Origin of the sequence: Inquilinus ginsengisoli, from assembly GCF_050434925.1 — a bacterium.
Taxonomy (GTDB): domain Bacteria; phylum Pseudomonadota; class Alphaproteobacteria; order DSM-16000; family Inquilinaceae; genus Inquilinus; species Inquilinus ginsengisoli_B.
In genome coordinates, this window is the sequence record NZ_JBNDJK010000001.1 from 1,917,444 (window position 1) to 1,934,201 (window position 16,758).

The following is a 16,758-nucleotide window of genomic DNA, read 5'->3' on the forward strand; positions in this document are numbered from 1 at the left end:
GGCGGTTTGGAATTCGGCTCCGGTGATGCGGGTTTTGTGCCCATCGCGAGGTCTCCGCCGTCAGGTCTTCTTCGGCGCTTCGGCGGCCCGGACCGGCGTCTCCGGCTTCAGCCCGCCGCGCCGCCGGGCGAAGGTCTGGTCACCGGTCGCCCGCCAATCCCCGGCGACGGCGGCGTCGGCGAAGCCGGTCCATTCCGGCGCCCAGTCGCCCAGCTCGTAGCCGTGCCAGGGCGATTGCGGTGCGATCCGGGGCAGGTCCAGCTCTTCCCAGATCGCCTTGGCTTTGGTCATATATTGCTCCGCCGGCAAGGCCAGCGGCGGCATTTCGTGCTTCAGCGTGGCATCGATCAGCAGCGTGCCCTCCAGCGCGCCGCGCCCGGATTTCGGGCCATGGCCGCTCGACCGGTATGGGGTGACCAGCAGGTCCTCGCTGAAATCCGACCGGTAAGCCAGGGACCAGAAGATGGCGTCGGCGTTCTCGGGATTAATGTCCTCCGACACCGCGATCACCAGCTTGCCGCACTGCGCCTGCAGGGTGGCGGCGCCTTGCAGGCCGCGCCACACCTCCGGCTTCGGCGTGCCCTTCGCGAATTGCAGGAAGATCACCTTGCGCAGGTTGGTCAGCGGCTCGTGCATGACAACTCGCTTGATGCCGCGGATGCCCAGCACCTGCTTCAGGTGCTGCAGGAACATCGGCTCATAGGCGACCTTCTTCAGCACCGAGGATTCGCTCGGCGTCACCTGGCTGACGATCGAGACGAAGACCGGCTTGTGCTTGCGGGTGATCGCCGTCACCCGCATCGACATGTTGAAATCCTCCAGGGCGACATGGCCGTGGCTCTCGCCGAACGGGCCTTCCGGCTCCAGCAGGTCGGTGTCGATCAGCCCTTCGATGACGATCTCGGAATCGGCCGGCACCACTAGGTCGATGGTCTTGCAGCGCACCGTGCGGACGGGCCGGCCCATCAGGCCGCCGGCCACCGCCATCTCGTCCTGGTCGATCGGCAGCTTCTGCGGGCCGGTGAACAGCACCGCCGGGGCGCAGCCGATGACGATGGCGCAGGGCATCGGCTGGCCCAGCGCCTTATATTTCTGCCAGTGCAGATAGCCGCCGGCGCCGCTTAGCCGCGTCGCCATGCGCACGCCCAGCCGGTCGTCGGCCTTCAACTGCGCCCGGTAGGTGCCCATGTTCTGGACGCCGTTCTCCGGGTCACGGGTGACGCAGAGCGTGGCGGTCAGATAGGGGGCGGCGTCGAAGCCGGGGGTCGAGATCGGCACCGGCAGATGGCCCAGGCCGCCGCCCGGCGTCGCCAGATCGGCCCCGGTCAGCACCACCTCCTGGCACGGCGCGTCGGTCACCAGCACCGGGGCGACCGGCGCCGCCATGGCCTTGACCCAGACCTCGCCGATCTGGTCCACCGGCACGCCCAGCCCGGCGGCGTAGATGGCGGGCGAAGCCGCCAGGCCGCCGACCACGACCGGGATGTCATAGGCCTCGCCCTTGGCGCCGAGCACGTTGGTGAACAGGAAGGCGCGCCGCTCGGTCTCGTGCAGCCCGCCTTGGAACTGCCAGCGGGCCAGGGGGTGCAGCTCCGAATCCTTGTCGATCGGGCGGTCGATCCGGGTCAGCAGGCCCAGCTGCTCCAGCCGGGCCAGATGCTCCTGCAGATCCGACGGCGCACCCTGCGGAATCGAACTACTCACGGCCGGTCTCCTGGAAAGCGATGCATCCGTCATTTGTAGGATCTCGCCTCGCCCATGGCGTCGACGGCGCGGCGCGCCATCACCATCGCGAGGTTGGCACGGTACTCCGGGGTGCCGTTCTGGTCGGCCAGCATCAGGTCGGGGTCGATGCGGCAGGCGGCCAGCGCCGCGCTGCTGAAATCGCGCGACAGTGCATCCTCCAGCTCGCAGGCGCGGAACACGCCGCCGGAGCCGGCCCCGGTCACGGCCACCCGCACCGCGCCGCCGGTCCGCACCACGAAGGCCGCGGCGATGGCGAAGCGCGAGGCGGGGCTGCGGAACTTGGCATAACCGGCCGAATCCGGGATCGGGTAGTCGATCCGGGTGATGATCTCGCCGGGCTCCAGCGCCGTCTCGTACAGGCCGGTGAAGAAGTCGTCGGCCGGGATCCGCCGGCGGTCGGTGACCACCGTGGCGCCCAGGCCCAGCACCGCGGCCGGGTAGTCCGCGGCCGGGTCGTTGTTGGCGACCGATCCGCCCATCGTGCCGCGATGCCGGACATGGCGGTCGCCGATCGATCCGGCCATCCCGGCCAGGGCCGGGATGTGCCGGCGGACGAGGGGCGACGCCGCGGTCTCGGCATGGCGGGTGGCGGCGCCGATCGACAGGATGCCGCCTTCGACCTCGATCCCCCGCATCTCCTCGATTCGGCCGAGGTCGATCAGGTCCGAGGGCTGCCGCAGGCCAAGCTTCATGGTCGGCAGCAGCGTGTGCCCGCCGGAGAGGTATGACGGGTCCTCCTGCCCGGCGAACAGCCGGGCCGCCTCGGCGACGGTCGCCACGCGATGGTATCGGGTCGGGTGCATCACCTTCCTCCTATTCCGCGGCCAGGGAGGAGGGGCCGCGGATCTCCTCCGCGGCCGCCAGAATGGCTTTGACGATGTTGTGGTAGCCGGTGCAGCGGCACAGGTTGCCTTCCATCTCCTCGCGCACGATCTCGGCCGTCAGGTCGCCCGGGTGACGGTCGATCAGGTCGACCGCGGCCATGATCATGCCGGGCGTGCAGAAGCCGCATTGCAGCGCGTGATGCGTCTGGAAGGCCCGCTGCACGGGATGCAGCACCTCGCCCTCGGCCAGCCCCTCGACGGTGGTGATGGTGCCGCCATCGGCCTGGGCGGCCAGCACGGTGCAGGATTTCACCGACACCCCGTCCAGGCGCACGACGCAGCAGCCGCACTGCGTGGTGTCGCAGCCGACATGGGTGCCGGTCAGGCCCAGCGTCTCGCGCAGGAAAGTGGCCAGGACCTGATGGTCCTCGACCTCGCGGGCGACGGGCTCTCCGTTGATGGTCATGGACACGAATGCCATGGGGTGGCCCTCCTCAGCCAGCCGCGCTGGCCCGGCCCGCCAGGCCGGCTCGGCCCGCCTGGATGGCGGTCCAGATCTTCACCGGCGTCGCCGGCATGTCGATATGCGGCGCGCCGAAGGACGACAGCGCGTCCTCGATGGCGCTCATGATCACCGCCGGGGCCGGCGTGGTGCCGCCTTCGCCGCCGGCTTTCACCCCGAACGGGTTGGTCGGCGACAGCACCTCGACGATCTGCGTCTGGAAGGACGGCATGTTGTCGAAGCGCGGCATGCCGTAATCCATGAACGAGCCGCTGATCGGCTGCCCCGAAGTCTCGTCGATGGTGCAATGCTCCCACAGCGCCTGGCCGACGCCCTGGGCGATGCCGCCATGGGTCTGGCCGTGCACGATCAGCGGGTTGATGCAGCGCCCGACATCGTCGACCGTGGAATAGCGCGTGATCTCCAGCCCGCCGGTGTCCGGGTCGATCTCGATCTCGCAGACGCAGGCGCCGTTCGGGAAGACCGGGGTGTGCATCTCGTTGTCGCGGCGCACCCGCAGCCCGCCGCGCAGATCCTCCGGCAGGCCGGGGTCCTCGGCGTGCCGGGCCAGGTCGAACCAGGACAGGCTGCGGTTGCTGCCCTCCAGCCGGAACAGCCCGTCCTCGAAATGGATGGACTCCGCCGGGGTGCCTGACATATGCGCAGCGAAGCGCTGCGCCTTGGCGATCAGGTCCTCGGATGCCAGGGCGAGCACGGTGGCGGCATGCCGCATCGAGCGGCCGGAATGGGTCCCGCCGCCGGCGCTGACCACATCGGTGTCGCCCAGGGTGATGGTGACCGCCTCGAACGGCACGCCCAGCAGGTCGGCCGTCACCTGGGCGAAGCTGGTCTCGTGGCCCTGGCCGGCCGGCTGGGTGCCGATCACCACCTCGACCTTGTGGTCCGGCGTGACGATGATGTCGGCCCGCTCCTTCGGCGTGCCGATCGAGGATTCGACATAGTTGGCGAAGCCCAGCCCCATCAGCTTGCCGCGGGCGCGAGCCTCGGCGCGGCGCTGCTCCGCGCCCTGCCAGTCGGCCAACGCCAGGATGCGGTCCATATTGGCCTCGTACTCGCCGCTGTCATAGGTCGACCCGACCGCGTTGCGATACGGGAACCGCTCCGGCGCCACCAGATTGCGGCGGCGCAGCTCCAGCCGATCGAAGCCCAGCTCGCGCGCCGCCTTGTCGATCAGCCGCTCGATCGCGAAGGTCACCTCCGGCCGGCCCGAGCTGCGATAGGCCTGGGTCGGCATGGTGTTCGAGAACACCGCCCAGGAGCGCAGCGTGGCGAACGGGATGTCGTAGGACCCGGTGATCAGACCCGACCCCTTGCTCAGCGGCGACAGCGACACGCAGCGGGCGCCTACATTGCTGAGGTTCGAGGCCCGCATCGCCAGGAACTTGCCGGTCTCGTCGATGGCCAGCGACACCTCGGTGACGAGGTCCCGGCCCTGGTAGTCGGTCAGGAAGGATTCCGACCGCTCGGCCCGGAACTTGACCGGCCGTCCGAGCTTTTTCGAGGCCCACAGGACGAGGCCGAATTCGACGTAGGCGCGGTTGCGGGTGCCGAAATTGCCGCCGACATCGAAGGACAGGACGCGCAGCGCCTCCGGCGCCTCGCCCAGCACCTCGGCCAGCTCCCGCTTCTGCCGCACCGCGCCGCCGCTGCCGGCATACAGCGTGTAGCGCCCGGTCTCGACATCGTAGGAGCCCAGCGCGGCCCGCGGCTCCAGCGGCACGCCGGTGACGCGGCCGATATGCACCTTCATGCTGACCACGTGCCGCGCCCGGGCGAAGGCGGCCGCCGTCCCCTCGACATCGCCGAAGCTGCTGTCAACCAGGACGTTGTCCGGCAGCTCGTCCCACACCGACGGCGCGTCGGGCTCGGCCGCGGCCGAGGTGTCGGCGACCCAGGGCAGCTCCTCGTAATCGACCATCACCGCCTCGGCCGCCGCCCGGGCCTGGTCGCGGGTCTCGGCGACGACCATGGCGACGGCCTCGCCGACATGGCGGGCCTTGTCGGCCGGCAGCAGCATGTGCGGGCCGATGAAGACGGGGGTGCCGCCGCGGCCGGTCAGCTTGACGTCGTACTGGGTCGACGGCACGGGGTTGTGCGGTATCGGCTTAAGCCCATCCCGCAGGCAGTCGGCCCCGGTGAAGACGCCCAGCGCGCCGGGCAGGGCCAGGGCCTCCGCGGCGTCGATCACGACGATGCGGGCATGCGGGTAGGGCGACCGCACCATCGCCGCCCAGACCTGGCCGGGCAGGCTGAAATCGTCGCTGAACCGGCCCTTGCCGGTGATCAGCCGCCGATCCTCCTTCCGTTCCAGCGGCTTGCCGACCGCCTTGAATGTCCGCTCGCTCAGCACAGAGGGGCCTCCCAGCACCAACCTCGTTCCATAATATTGTATGATTGTATGACAATCATACAAAACAGATCAATCCTTTCGCGGCGCTCCGGGCCTCAGGCGACGGCGTCCTGGTAGAAGGACAGCGAAAGGTACATGTCGACATCGGTTAGGCTCTTCTCCGGGCGGCCGTAGCGCGACCGCAGCTCCAGCACCGTCTTCATGCCGTCGCGCAGCACCTCCCCGCGCGGCGTCAGGCCGGAGCGGGGGGACAGCACGCTGGCCAGGACCTTGTCGACGACGCCCGGCTTGATCTCCGGCATCTTCGCCAGCAGCAGGGCTGCGGCCTGCTCCCGGTTCTCCGGCGCCAGCGTCCAGTCCAGGCCCTTGAGGTAGCCGCGGATGAAGGCCTTCACCCGGTCGGCATTCTGCTCGGCCCAGCCCTGCCGGACGGCGACGATGCCACCCTGATAGGCCGGGAAGGTCTCGGTGCTCTGCCGCAGCACGCGGAAGCCGGCGGCGCGGGCGATGCTGGTGAACGGCTCGATCGTGATGGTGCCGGCATGGGTGCCGTCCTTGACCGACTGCCAGCGGTCCGGCGTGGCGCCGACGGGAACGCGCTCGTAATCCGCCATCGACAACCCCAGCTCCTCGAGCATGGCGTAGAGCACGAAGGCGAAGCCGGTGCCGACCGCGTCCAGCGCCAGGCTCTTGCCGCGCAGATCCGCGGCGCGCTCGATCGTGGGGGCCACCACCGCGCTCAGCTCCACCTGGGTGGCGCCCATGATGACGCGGAAATCCGGCGGGCTCGCCAGGGCCACGGCGACCTGGCCCTCCTGATAGGCGACGATGTTGTCGAAGGCGGTGAAGGCGATGTCGAACTGGCCCGCGCCGAACGCCTCGAACTGGTAGGTCGAGCTCGGGGTGGCGGTGAAGGCGACCTCCAGCCCCTCGGCCGCGAAATACCCGTGTTTCAGGGCGGCGAAGACCGGCAGGTTGGGCGCCCCCGGGAAGGCGATGATCTTGAGCTCGTGGGCCATGGTCTGTCTCTCTGAACGCGGTGTTGGCGGTGGGACGGGCGCGGCGGTCAGCCTTCGCCGTCGCCGGGCTCCTCGGTCCAGCGCTTGACCAGCGGCAGGACGATGCCGAACAGGTCCAGGGCGCGCCCGACCGTCTGGGTCACGATGTCGTCGATCGTCTTCGGCCGGTGGTAGAAGGCCGGCACCGGCGGCATGATCACGGCGCCGTTCAGCGTCGCCTGCTGCATCAGCGCGATGTGGCCGGCATGCAGCGGCGTCTCCCGGAACAGCAGCACCACCCGGCGCCGCTCCTTCAGGCAGACATCGGCGGCGCGCACCACCAGCTCGTCATTGTAGCAATGGGCGATGCCGCTCAGCGTCTTCACCGAGCAGGGGGCGACCAGCATGCCGATCGTCTTGTAGGAACCGGAGGAGATCGAGGCGCCGACGTCGCGGAAGCTGTGCACCTTGTCGGCCAGGCCGCGGATCTCGTCGGCGCCGATATCCAGCTCCTCGGCCGCGGTGCGGATGGCGGATGGCGACAGGATCAGATGGGTCTCGACATCCTCGACCTCGCGCAGCAGCTGCAGCGCGCGGACGCCGTAGACGATGCCGGAGGCGCCGGTCAGGGCCACGATCAGCCGGCGCATGGCACGGCCTCCTCGGTGACGTCGAGCGCCGCGCGGGCGATGGCGCGGACCGGCCGGCCCGCCTCGGCGAACAGATCCTCGCGGGCGGACAGCGCCAGGACGGTCCGCAGATTGCTGCGGACGATCGCATCGAGGTCGGGGCCGGGGCGGTCCGGCGCCGCCTCGGGGGCCAGGGTCTCCAGCACTGCGAGCTCGATCCGCTCGCTGCCAATCTCGACCGCCTTCAGCGCGTCGCGCAGCGCCTCGGTCGCGGCGCATGGGGCCGGCGCCGGCCCCGCCTTCATACGCTGGCGGACGGCGCGCAGCGGCCGGACGATGTCTTCATGCCAGGCATCGATGCGGCGCTGCGCCTGCCGCGACAGCGGAACCGACAGGGCCGTGTCCCGCTCCGCCCCGAGCCAGGCGGCGAACAGCAGCAGGTTGACGTCGGCGTCGAAGCGCTGCTGCAGCGCCAGGCAGGCCTGGGCCACGCCGGGCCGGCCATAGACGCGCGTGGCGAAGCGCCAGAGCGGGCCGTCCAGCGGAAGCTCAGGGTCAGGCGCAGGCATCGGCCAGCTCCCGCAATTCCCCGGCGATCACCTCGGGGCATTCCAGCGGCGTCAGGTGCCGGGCGCCGGGGATGATGCGCAGCCGGGCGCCGGGGATGGCGTCGCGCATCGCCTCGGCCATTGCCATCGGGGTGGCATAGTCCTCCTCGCCGACCAGGATCCGGGTCGGCCAGGCGAAGCCGGGCAGGGCGGCGCGCAGGTCCGCCGCGCCGAGCATCCGGCAGGTCTCGACATAGGCGGCCGGGTCGTTGGCCAGGAAGGTCGCGACCGCCGCATCGACCAGCGCGCGGTTGGCCTCGCGGAACGCCTCGGTGACCCAGCGCGACACCTGGAACGGGACCAGGGCCGCCAGGCCCTCCTGCAGGCCCTTCTGGGCGCGCTCCTCCCATTGCTGCGGGGCGGCCGCGCCGTACCAGGCGGTGGTGTCGACCAGGCCGAGGCCGGCGACCTTGCCCGGATGGGCCGCGGCGAAGGCGAGCGAGACGCAGCCGCCCATCGACGCGCCGGCGACCACGGCCTTGTCCCAGCCGACGGCGGCGAACAGCTCGGCGAGATCGTCGGCGAACTGCGCCACGGTGTAGGGGCCGGCCGGCTTGTCCGAGCGGCCATGGCCGCGGCAGTCATGGACCAGGATGTCGGCGTCGTCGCCGAGCTGCGCGGCCGTCCGGTCCCAGAAGGTCCCGTCCATGGCCAGGGAATGCACCAGGGCGAAGCGCCGGCGGCCGCCGCCCCGGGTCAGGCGGTAGGCGATCTTCGCGCCGTCGCGCATGCGGGCGCTGGTCCAGGACAAAGCATCAGCATGGGTCATGACGAAATCCGCTGCGTTTGGTCGATGGAGAAATCAGACGCCTTCGCGCCCGGTCAGCTCGCTGTGCCAGGGGGCGACCCGGCGCTCGATGAAGCCGACCAGGGCGGTCAGCAGCACGGCGAGCACCATGATGATGATGATCGGCACGAACATATCGGCGGTCTTGAAGCTGTTCGCCGCGCCGATGATGACGCCGCCGAGGCCGGAGATGGCGGTCAGGAACTCGGCGATGACCATGGCGATCACCGCCTTGCCGATGCCCAGCCGCAGCCCGGCCATGATGTAGGGCAGCACCGCCGGCAGCACGATCTGCCGCATCACCGCCGATTGCGGGGCGCAGAACGCGGTGCCGACCTCGAGCAGCGTCCGCGGCACCGCCTTCACCCCGATCCAGGTGTTGATGCAGACCGGGAAGAAGGTGAGCAGGAAGATGATGACCGTCTTCACCACGAAACCCAGGCCGAACCAGATCATCAAGAGCGGCACCAGGGCGATCAGCGGCGTCGAATAGCCGGCGATGATGTAGATGCCGAAAGCGGCGTCGAGCACGCGGAACCGGCCCAGCAGCAGCCCGGCCGGGACGCCGAGGATCGCCGCCAGCGCGTATCCCGCCAGGAAGGGCTGCATGCTGGAGAGGAAGGCCTTCGGCAGCTCGCCGGAGGCCGTCATCTTCCAGGCCGCGCGCAGGATCTCGCTCGGGTAGGAGGCGAAGAGCGGGTTGATGAACGGCCCGCACGCCTGCCAGATGCCGATGACCACGATCAGCGACACGGTGGTGATGGCCCAGCTCGGCATCCGCCAGCGCGGCTTCGCGGCAGCGAGGGCAGCCGCGCCGGCATGGCCACCGGCCTGCGTCGTCATCGTCATGCCGACCTCCGGACCGTCACCCGGTCCTCGGCGGGACTGGAGTCGTGCAGGGCCTCCCAGATCATTGTCCGCTTCCTCATGAACTCCGGATTGGTCTGGACCGCCCGGATGTCGCGCCGCGGCCGGCCGAGATCGATCGGGATGATTTCCTGCACCCGGCCGGCGTTCAGCACGACCACGCGGTCGGCCAGCAGCACGGCCTCGTCCAGGTCGTGGGTGACGAAGATGATGGTCTTCCGCGTCCGCTCATGGATGGTCAGCAGCTCCATCTGCAGCGTCTCACGGGTCTGCGAATCCAGCGCGCCGAAGGGCTCGTCCATCAGCAGCACCTCCGGATCGATCGCCAGGGCGCGGGCGATGCCGACCCGCTGCTTCATGCCGCCGGACAGCTGGTGCGGCCGGCGGTCCTTGGCGTGCGACAGGCCGACCAGCTCGATATAACGGGCCGCCATGCCGTCGATGTCGGATTTCGGCATGCCCTTCATCGCCAGCCCGAACTTGACGTTCTCCAGCACGGTCTTCCACGGCAGCAGCTCGGCGTGCTGGAAGACCATGCCGCGGTCATGACCGCAGCCGGCGATGGCGCGGTTGCCGACCGTAACGGCGCCGGAGCTCGCGGCCTCCAGCCCCATGATGATGCGCAGCGCCGTGGTCTTGCCGCAGCCGCTGGGACCGGCCAGGGCGACGACCTCGCCCTGCTCGACCTCGAACGACACGCCGTCGAGCGCCCGGGCCGTCAGGGTCTGGCCGTTGACCTTGAGGCCGAAGGTCTTCGATACGTTCTGGATCTGGACGTGAGGCATCGCTCTGCGCCATTCCTCGACGGTTTCAGGGGGAGGGTTGCCGGACGGGCCGAGGCGCGTCAGGGCTTCCGGATCTTAGGGCTTCCGGATCTTCAGGGCGTCGGCGCGCGGGCCGTCATCGACGAAGGCGAACACGTCCTTCTTCTCGTCGACCACGCCGTGGCGGGCCAGCATGTCCTCGATCCATTGCAGCCGGTCCACCGGGATGGTCAGCAGCGGATCGATGCTCTTCTGGCGCACCGCCTCGTCATAGATGTAGGCGGCGCTGGTGTCGCCATCCGGCAGCTTGGCGATCTCGCGGGCCAGCGCGTTGGTCTCGTCGCGGTGGGTCAGGGCGTAATCGTAGCCGTCCATGTTCGCGGCCAGGAAGCGCACCAGCTGGTCCCGCCGCTCGGCCACCGTCCTGGCGGTGGTGACGATGCAGTTGCGGGAGAACATCGGCATCGCCTCATGCGCCCGCGCCAGGATGGTGAAGCCGCGCTTCTCCGCCTCGGGCTCGAACTCGCTGGTGGTCGCGGTGGCCTTGACCACCCCGGCGATCAGCGCGCGGAACCGGTCGGAGCCGCCGCCGGCATTGGCAAAGGTGACGTCGCCGTCATCGACGCCGCCCGACATCAGCACCTCGCGGGCGAACAGGTCAGGCATCGAGCCGGGGCCAGAGACGCCGATGCTCTGGCCCTTCAGGTCGGCCATGGTCTTGATGTCGGCGGCGCCGTAGAGCGTGTAGGTCGCGCCCTGCCAGTTGCAGCCGACGAACTTCAGCGCGGCGTTGCGCGACATCGCCACCAGCGCCACCCCGGGCGAGGTGGTGAAGGCGTCGATGTCGCCGGAGATCAGGGCCTTCACCGGCGTCGTGCTGCTGGTGAACTCGACCATCTCGATGTCGAGGCCGTATTTCTCGCCGAAGCGGGCGGGCATAAAGATCAGCCCGGCATCGCCCTTTGCCTCGACCACGCCATAGCGCCAGGCGTCGGCGGCATGCGCGATCACGGGTGCCATCAGAGCGATGCCGAACGAGGCATGAAGGCCAATCGCTCTGCAAACCGAATGCAGCTGTTTCATCTTGTGCGTCCCAATCCCAGAGGTGGATGCGCAGCGCATCTCTTCTTGTTTGTTCAAGGCCGCATCTTGGTGTGCGTACTTTGAATGACCGTCATATTGTATGACAATCTTGGGGGAGTCAAGCGCCCCTCGCGGCCTACCGTGCGATGTCCTCCAGCTGCCGGCCGCGAGTCTCGATCATCAGCGTCGCGGCCAGCGCCCCGACCACGGCGACGCCGGCGAACATGGCGAAGACCGAGGCGATGCCGTGCTTGCCGACCATCAGCCCGACCAGCGCCGGCCCGACCGCCGAGGCCAGGCGCAGCCAGGATGTCGCCAGCCCGGTGCCGATCGCCCGCATCCGGGTCGGATAGATCTCGGGCGTGTACAGGTACAGCACCGCATTGACCGACCCGACCACGCCGTAGGACAGCGTCGCCAGGACGATGACCTCGGCCAGGCTGCCGGTGCCGCCGAAGGCCAGCGCGGCCAGCAGCGCGGCGCCGACCAGGAAGGATGCCAGGGTCCAGTTGCGCCGGCCGACCCGGTCGACGCAGAAGGCGCAGACCAGCAGCAGGGCGACCTGCGCAACATTGGTCATCGACGCGGCGCGCAGGGCGTCGCCCAGCTCCAGCCCGTAGACCGTGTGGTACAGCGTCGGCATCCAGTTGTTCAGGCTGTTGGCGACGAAGAAGGCGCAGGCCCACAGGGTCCAGGCGACCAGCGTGCGGCTGCGATAGGGCCGCCGCAGCAGCTCGGCCCAGCGGCTGCGCTGCCGCGGGCTCCCGGCCCCGGGCGGCAAGGGCGCGGCGGCCGGAGGGGCGACGGCCAGCGGCCGGAACTCCGGGTGCTTGCGCCGCGCGCTGGCCTCGCCGGCCTCGATGATCGCCTGCGCCTCGTCCAGCCGTCCCCGGGCGATCAGCCAGCGCGGCGATTCCGGCAGGCGGGCCACCAGCACGGCGATGATCAGGCCGGGAATGCCGCCGATCAGGAACATCGTCTTCCAGCCCAGCAGCGGCACCAGCACCGTGCCGATCTGCCCGGCGGCCATCAGCCCGATCGGGAAGATCATCTCGTACAGCATGAAGAAGCGGCCGCGCCCCTGCGCCCGCGAGAACTCGCTGATATAGGTGGCGGCCACCGGCATCTCGCCGCCCACGCCGATGCCTTGCACCAGCCGGCAGGCGAACAGCATCGGCAGGTTTCCGGCCAGGGCGCAGCCCAGACTCATGATCGACATGATGGCGGTCGCCAGCGCCGCGCTGGGCACCCGGCCGCGCGCCTCGGCCAGCGCGCTGAACAGCAGGGCGCCGGCCAGCTGGCCGATATAGCTGGCGGCGATCAGCCAGCCGATGTCTAGCGGCGACAGCCCCCACAGCCGCACCAGGATGGGCAGCACGAAGGCCAGCGATAGGGCGTCGAAGGCGTCCAGGAAGGTGGCGCTGCCCATGACGATGCGGGCGCGCATGTGCCAGCGGCAGAACGGGATGTGCTCCATCCGCGCGATCAGCAGCGCGGCCCGCTGCGGGTCGTCGACGATGGCCGCCCGGGACCGGGCGATGGCGGCGCCGGATGCGCCTGGCAATAGTGAAACGTCGTCCTGCACGATCGTTCTCCTCCCCCGAACTCTTGTTGTTGTGCCGCCGCAGCCGGACGGCGCGGATGCCGCCCGGCCCCCGGGGCCTTCTTATGGTCCGGCCTCAGCCGGCCAGCGCCAGGTCGCCCGTCTCGGCCAGCGGCGCGGTCCAGGCGTCATAGCCGTACAGCCAGCTGGTGTCCTCGTTGCCGCCGGACATCCAGGTGTTAGCGCTCGAGATCGCCTGGATGCGCGAGGTTCGCGGCTTGCGGCTGGCCTCGTAGCGGCGGAACGCGCCTTCGATGTCGTCATTGCCCACCGCGGTCAGGCAGCGCGCCAGCACCGCGGCGTCCTCGATCGAGGTCGCGGCACCCTGGGCCATGTAGGGCGTCATCGGGTGGCAGGCGTCGCCCAGCAGCACGATCCGGCCGTCGCTCCAATGCGGCAGCGGCTCGCGCTCCAGGATCGCCCATTTGTGGCAGTCCGGGCAGGCCTCCAGCACCATGCGGACCTCCGGATGGAAGCCCTCATAGGCGGCGCGCAACTCGTGGACATCGCCCTTGGCCGACCAGGATTCCCGGGTCACCCAGTCGGCCGGCTCGGGGACGCTTGTGACGAAGTACAGCTGACTGCGGTCCTGCGCCGTGTAATAGATGACGATATGCCGGTCCGGCCCCCACCATTTGGTGCGCGACGGCCGGATCTCGCCGCCCTTCATCAGCTTGGCGTCGAACACGGCGCGATAGGCGATGCGGCCCTTGTGCAGCGGCGCGTCGGGCCCGACGATCAGGTCGCGCACCAGCGAGTGCACGCCGTCGGCGCCGATCACCGCATCGGCCCGGGCGGTGGTGCCGTCGGCGAAGGACAGGGTGACGCCGCTGCCCGCCTGGTCCAGCCCGACCAGCTTCTTGTCCAGGTGAATGATCCCGGGCGGCAGCACCGACAGCAGCGCGTCGTGCAGGTCCGCCCGGTGCATGCACAGGAACGGCGCGCCGAACAGGCTTTCCGGCATCGGCAGCTCGCGCTTGATCTCGCCGGTGTCCCACACCCGGTTCAGATGTGAATAGGGCTCGAACGCCGTCTTTCGCAGCCCCTCCTCGACCCCGATGCCGCGCAGCACGCGGGATGAGTTCGGCAGCATCTGGATGCCGGCGCCGATGCGGGCGAACTGCCGCGCCTGCTCGTAGACGGTCACGTCGATTCCGACCTGGCGAAGCGTCGCGGCGGCGGCGAGCCCGCCCATCCCGGCTCCGACGATGGCGATCTTTGGCTTGGCGGCGGCCATGGGCCTGCTCCCTATGAGGTTGTTGCTTCCGCCGCCATTGTTCTTGCGTCTAATGGGTATGTAAAATATCTATTTTGTTCCATATAGAAACTTTTAAGATCTATCAGAGGCAAGGAAAGGGCCATGGAACTGCGGCACCTCCGCTATTTCGTCGCGGTGGCGGAAGAGGGCAGCGTCACCCGGGCGGCCGAGCGGCTGGGCATCCAGCAGCCGCCGCTCGGCCAGCAGATCCGGGCGCTGGAGGTTGAGCTCGGCGTGCAGTTGTTCGACCGCCAGCCGAAGCGGCTGTCGCTCAACGCCGCTGGCGTGGTGTTCCTGGAGCGGGCGCGGCAGGTGCTGGCCGGCGCGGAGGAGGCGGTGGCGCATATCCGCCGCTTCGACCGGGGCGAGCGTGGCCGCCTAACCGTCGGCTTCACCAGCTCGGCCTCGCTGCACCACCTGACGCCGCATCTGATGCGGGCCTTCCGGCAGGCCTATCCGCTGGTCCAGCTCGAGGTGGAGGAGAGCGAGACCTACGGCCTGATCCTGGCGCTGGAGCAGCGGCGCATCGACGCCGCCTTCCTGCATATCGGCACGGAAGGCTTCGCCAGCCTGGCCAGCACGGTGCTGGCGCAGGAGGACATGGTGGTGGCGATTCCGTCGGACCATCCGCTGGCGTCGGCGCAGGCGGTGGCGCGGCCGCTGACATTGCCGATGCTGTCGGGCCAGGACCTCGTGGTCTACCGCCGGCCGGACGGGCCCGGCATGTTCGACGGCATCATGCGGGCCTTCGCGGCCGCCGGCGTCACCCCCCGGGTGACCGATGTGGTGCACCGGCTGATCGCCGCGATCAATCTGGTCGCAGCGGGCCGGGGTGTGACGCTGGTGCCGGCATCGATCCAGGTGCTGCACCGGCAGGCCGTGACCTATCGTGCCCTCGCTCCGGGCGCGCTGCCGCCGCTGCCATTGTACCTGGCCTATCGCCGGGACGAGGGGCTCGCGCTCGTCCGCAACTTCATCGTCGTCACCGGCCAAGCCGTGGGCCGGACGTCCACGCGAGACTGAGACGAGTCGCCCGTGTGGCTACTACGCGAAGCGGCTGAGGGCATTGGTTCCAGCAATTCGCCTGTCAGGTGAGGAATCTGTGCTGCGAAGGTCACCTTTTGGATCGATAGCGGCCATGTCCGCTTTGGAGACCCGATCGCACAGGCCGCTTATGGTGCACCCGGCCAGCCTAGCGTGGAACTGGGCGGAACTCTGTGCCTGGCAGGCCTGTGCACTCGAGCGCCGCAAGCCACCCGGGCCGAGATGACCCGGGCGGTCGATGCGGCATTTGCGAAGTTGCCTGCGCCTTCTCAAACAGAACGTCAGGCGGCGCGGCTCGCAGATGCCTGACGCAAGGCCGGCAGCATGTCCTCCGGATCCGGGCGGCGCGTGTAGTCGGGGTTGACCTCCGCGTAGAGGATCGTCGCGTCCTGGGCGATGACGTAGCGGGCCGGCATCGGTAGCGTCCAGCTCGGATCGTCGCTGAACACCGGCAGGTCGTTCTTCAGGCCCTTGTAAAGCTCGACCAGATAGCCCGGGAGTTGGAACCGCAGGCCGAAGGCGGCGCCGACCGCACCCTTGGCGTCCGAGAGGATCGGAAAAGTCAGGCTGTTCTGGCGCATCGACTTCCCGCTGTTCGGCGCCGTCTGGGGCGAGATCGCGACCAGGGTCGCGCCGAGCTTCTCGAACTCCGGCTTGGCCGCTTCCAGCGCCTGCAGTTCCATGTTGCAGTACGGGCACCAGACGCCACGGTAGAAGCTGACGACCAGGGGCCCTTTCGCAGCAGGTCGGCGGAGCTGACGGGTCGGCCCTCGGGGTCGTTGAGCATGAAGCAGGCGCCTTGTCGCCGGCCTTCAGGGCCTTGTCGGCTGCGCCCGAGACGATGAGCTCCGCGGTCGCGCGATGCATGGTTTCGATGACGGAGGGTGGGACGTTGTAGGGCGGCTTCCCAGCCTCGAAATCGGCTTTGAAGGCGTCGAGCTTGGCTTGCAGTGACATGGTCGGTCTCCGTTGAGAGGGTGCCGGCCGCGATATCCGCGGCCGGCCCGCTCTCAAGGTGACGGTGGTCGGGCAACCAAGGTAGCCGGCCGGTCCGAATAAGATTCATTCCCGAATGGAATGACGATGCTTATGATCTGTCCTCTGTCAGGCATGAGGCATCGCCCTATTCCGAAGGAGCATGGCATGGACAGGCTGGCGGCGATGGAAGCCTTTGTCCGGGTTGAGCCTCACGGCGCGAAGGATCGCCCAGGCGCCCCGATTGGTTATCGGCACGCCCACCTATTTCCAGCGGGCCGGCGAGCCGCGCATCCCGGGCGAACTGATTGCGCATGAATGCATCGTCTACGCCAAAGGACCGGGACGGGACGCCTGGATGTTTCGGAAGGAATCGTCGGAGATCTCGGTGACCGTGAGGGGGCGCCTTCGGATGTCGGCCGCGGAGGGCGTCCGCTCGGCCGTCCTCGCCGGAATGGGGCTTGCGGTGGCGTCGGAATGGATGTTCTCGCGGGAATTGGCGTCCGGCCAGGTCAAGGCGGTCCTGACGGATTGGACCATCGCGCCGATCGATCTCTGGGCCGTCTTCCCCGCCGGCCGCATCGCCAGCGCCAAGGCCCGGGCCTTCGCCGCCTTCGTCGAGGAACAATTGGCGGTGTCGCCCGACGCGCTCATTCCCGGCGAGAATAGATCCTAGTCCGGCACCCTTCCTACCTGCCG

16 protein-coding genes are annotated in these 16,758 nt (G+C 69.2%); 2 read left to right on the forward strand and 14 right to left on the reverse strand.

All coding sequences use genetic code 11. The features are described from left to right. Positions 1 to 60: 60 nt before the first annotated feature. The 13 genes from QFZ27_RS09165 to QFZ27_RS09225 all read right to left on the reverse strand — a co-directional run bounded on the left by QFZ27_RS09165 (position 61) and on the right by QFZ27_RS09225 (position 14,019). The gene (locus tag QFZ27_RS09165) at positions 61 to 1,704 is read right to left on the reverse strand and encodes a UbiD family decarboxylase (protein ID WP_429225895.1); all 1,644 of its coding nucleotides are present in this window, start codon (positions 1,702 to 1,704) and stop codon (positions 61 to 63) included. 29 nt (positions 1,705 to 1,733) lie between these two features. Beyond that, entirely contained in the window at positions 1,734 to 2,549 is an 816-nt protein-coding gene (locus QFZ27_RS09170) for an FAD binding domain-containing protein (RefSeq protein WP_429225896.1), read from the reverse strand. A 10-nt stretch (positions 2,550 to 2,559) separates the two neighbouring features. Next, positions 2,560 to 3,051: a (2Fe-2S)-binding protein gene (locus tag QFZ27_RS09175; protein ID WP_429225898.1), complete on the reverse strand. Its 492-nt coding sequence runs from the start codon at positions 3,049 to 3,051 to the stop codon at positions 2,560 to 2,562. Positions 3,052 to 3,064: 13 nt separating this feature from the next. Next, positions 3,065 to 5,443 (reverse strand): xanthine dehydrogenase family protein molybdopterin-binding subunit, encoded by a 2,379-nt coding sequence (locus QFZ27_RS09180; protein ID WP_429225900.1) that lies wholly within the window; start codon positions 5,441 to 5,443, stop codon positions 3,065 to 3,067. Positions 5,444 to 5,538: 95 nt separating this feature from the next. Beyond that, a complete protein-coding gene (locus QFZ27_RS09185) occupies positions 5,539 to 6,462 on the reverse strand; it encodes an ABC transporter substrate-binding protein (protein WP_429225902.1) in 924 nt (307 codons plus the stop codon). 47 nt (positions 6,463 to 6,509) lie between these two features. After that, positions 6,510 to 7,091 (reverse strand): UbiX family flavin prenyltransferase, encoded by a 582-nt coding sequence (locus tag QFZ27_RS09190; protein ID WP_429225904.1) that lies wholly within the window; start codon positions 7,089 to 7,091, stop codon positions 6,510 to 6,512. Continuing rightward, the gene (locus QFZ27_RS09195) at positions 7,079 to 7,639 is read right to left on the reverse strand and encodes a TIGR02444 family protein (RefSeq protein ID WP_429225905.1); all 561 of its coding nucleotides are present in this window, start codon (positions 7,637 to 7,639) and stop codon (positions 7,079 to 7,081) included. The genes QFZ27_RS09190 and QFZ27_RS09195 overlap by 13 nt, the downstream gene beginning before the upstream one ends. Then, entirely contained in the window at positions 7,626 to 8,447 is an 822-nt protein-coding gene (locus tag QFZ27_RS09200; protein WP_429225906.1) for an alpha/beta fold hydrolase, read from the reverse strand. The genes QFZ27_RS09195 and QFZ27_RS09200 overlap by 14 nt, the downstream gene beginning before the upstream one ends. Before the next feature lie 33 nt (positions 8,448 to 8,480). Continuing rightward, positions 8,481 to 9,314: an ABC transporter permease gene (locus QFZ27_RS09205; RefSeq protein WP_429225908.1), complete on the reverse strand. Its 834-nt coding sequence runs from the start codon at positions 9,312 to 9,314 to the stop codon at positions 8,481 to 8,483. Next, on the reverse strand, positions 9,311 to 10,117 hold the full coding sequence (locus QFZ27_RS09210; RefSeq protein WP_429225910.1) for an ABC transporter ATP-binding protein: 807 nt from the start codon (positions 10,115 to 10,117) through the stop codon (positions 9,311 to 9,313). Before QFZ27_RS09210 ends, QFZ27_RS09205 begins: the two co-directional genes overlap by 4 nt. A 75-nt stretch (positions 10,118 to 10,192) precedes the next feature. Continuing rightward, the gene (locus QFZ27_RS09215; protein WP_429225911.1) at positions 10,193 to 11,116 is read right to left on the reverse strand and encodes an ABC transporter substrate-binding protein; all 924 of its coding nucleotides are present in this window, start codon (positions 11,114 to 11,116) and stop codon (positions 10,193 to 10,195) included. Positions 11,117 to 11,315: 199 nt separating this feature from the next. Further along, positions 11,316 to 12,764, reverse strand: a complete 1,449-nt coding sequence (locus QFZ27_RS09220) for an MFS transporter (protein ID WP_429225912.1) — start codon at positions 12,762 to 12,764, stop codon at positions 11,316 to 11,318. 94 nt (positions 12,765 to 12,858) lie between these two features. Continuing rightward, entirely contained in the window at positions 12,859 to 14,019 is a 1,161-nt protein-coding gene (locus QFZ27_RS09225; protein ID WP_429225913.1) for an FAD-dependent monooxygenase, read from the reverse strand. Positions 14,020 to 14,142: 123 nt separating this feature from the next. Here QFZ27_RS09225 and QFZ27_RS09230 point away from each other — a divergent pair, with 123 nt between their 5' ends. After that, the gene (locus QFZ27_RS09230) at positions 14,143 to 15,063 is read left to right on the forward strand and encodes a LysR family transcriptional regulator (RefSeq protein ID WP_429225914.1); all 921 of its coding nucleotides are present in this window, start codon (positions 14,143 to 14,145) and stop codon (positions 15,061 to 15,063) included. A gap of 302 nt (positions 15,064 to 15,365) precedes the next feature. Here QFZ27_RS09230 and QFZ27_RS09235 read toward each other — a convergent pair whose 3' ends face one another. Further along, the gene (locus QFZ27_RS09235; protein WP_429232435.1) at positions 15,366 to 15,878 is read right to left on the reverse strand and encodes a peroxiredoxin-like family protein; all 513 of its coding nucleotides are present in this window, start codon (positions 15,876 to 15,878) and stop codon (positions 15,366 to 15,368) included. A 344-nt stretch (positions 15,879 to 16,222) separates the two neighbouring features. Here QFZ27_RS09235 and QFZ27_RS09240 point away from each other — a divergent pair, with 344 nt between their 5' ends. Continuing rightward, a complete protein-coding gene (locus QFZ27_RS09240; protein ID WP_429225915.1) occupies positions 16,223 to 16,735 on the forward strand; it encodes a substrate binding domain-containing protein in 513 nt (170 codons plus the stop codon). The last annotated feature ends 23 nt before the right edge of the window (positions 16,736 to 16,758 follow it).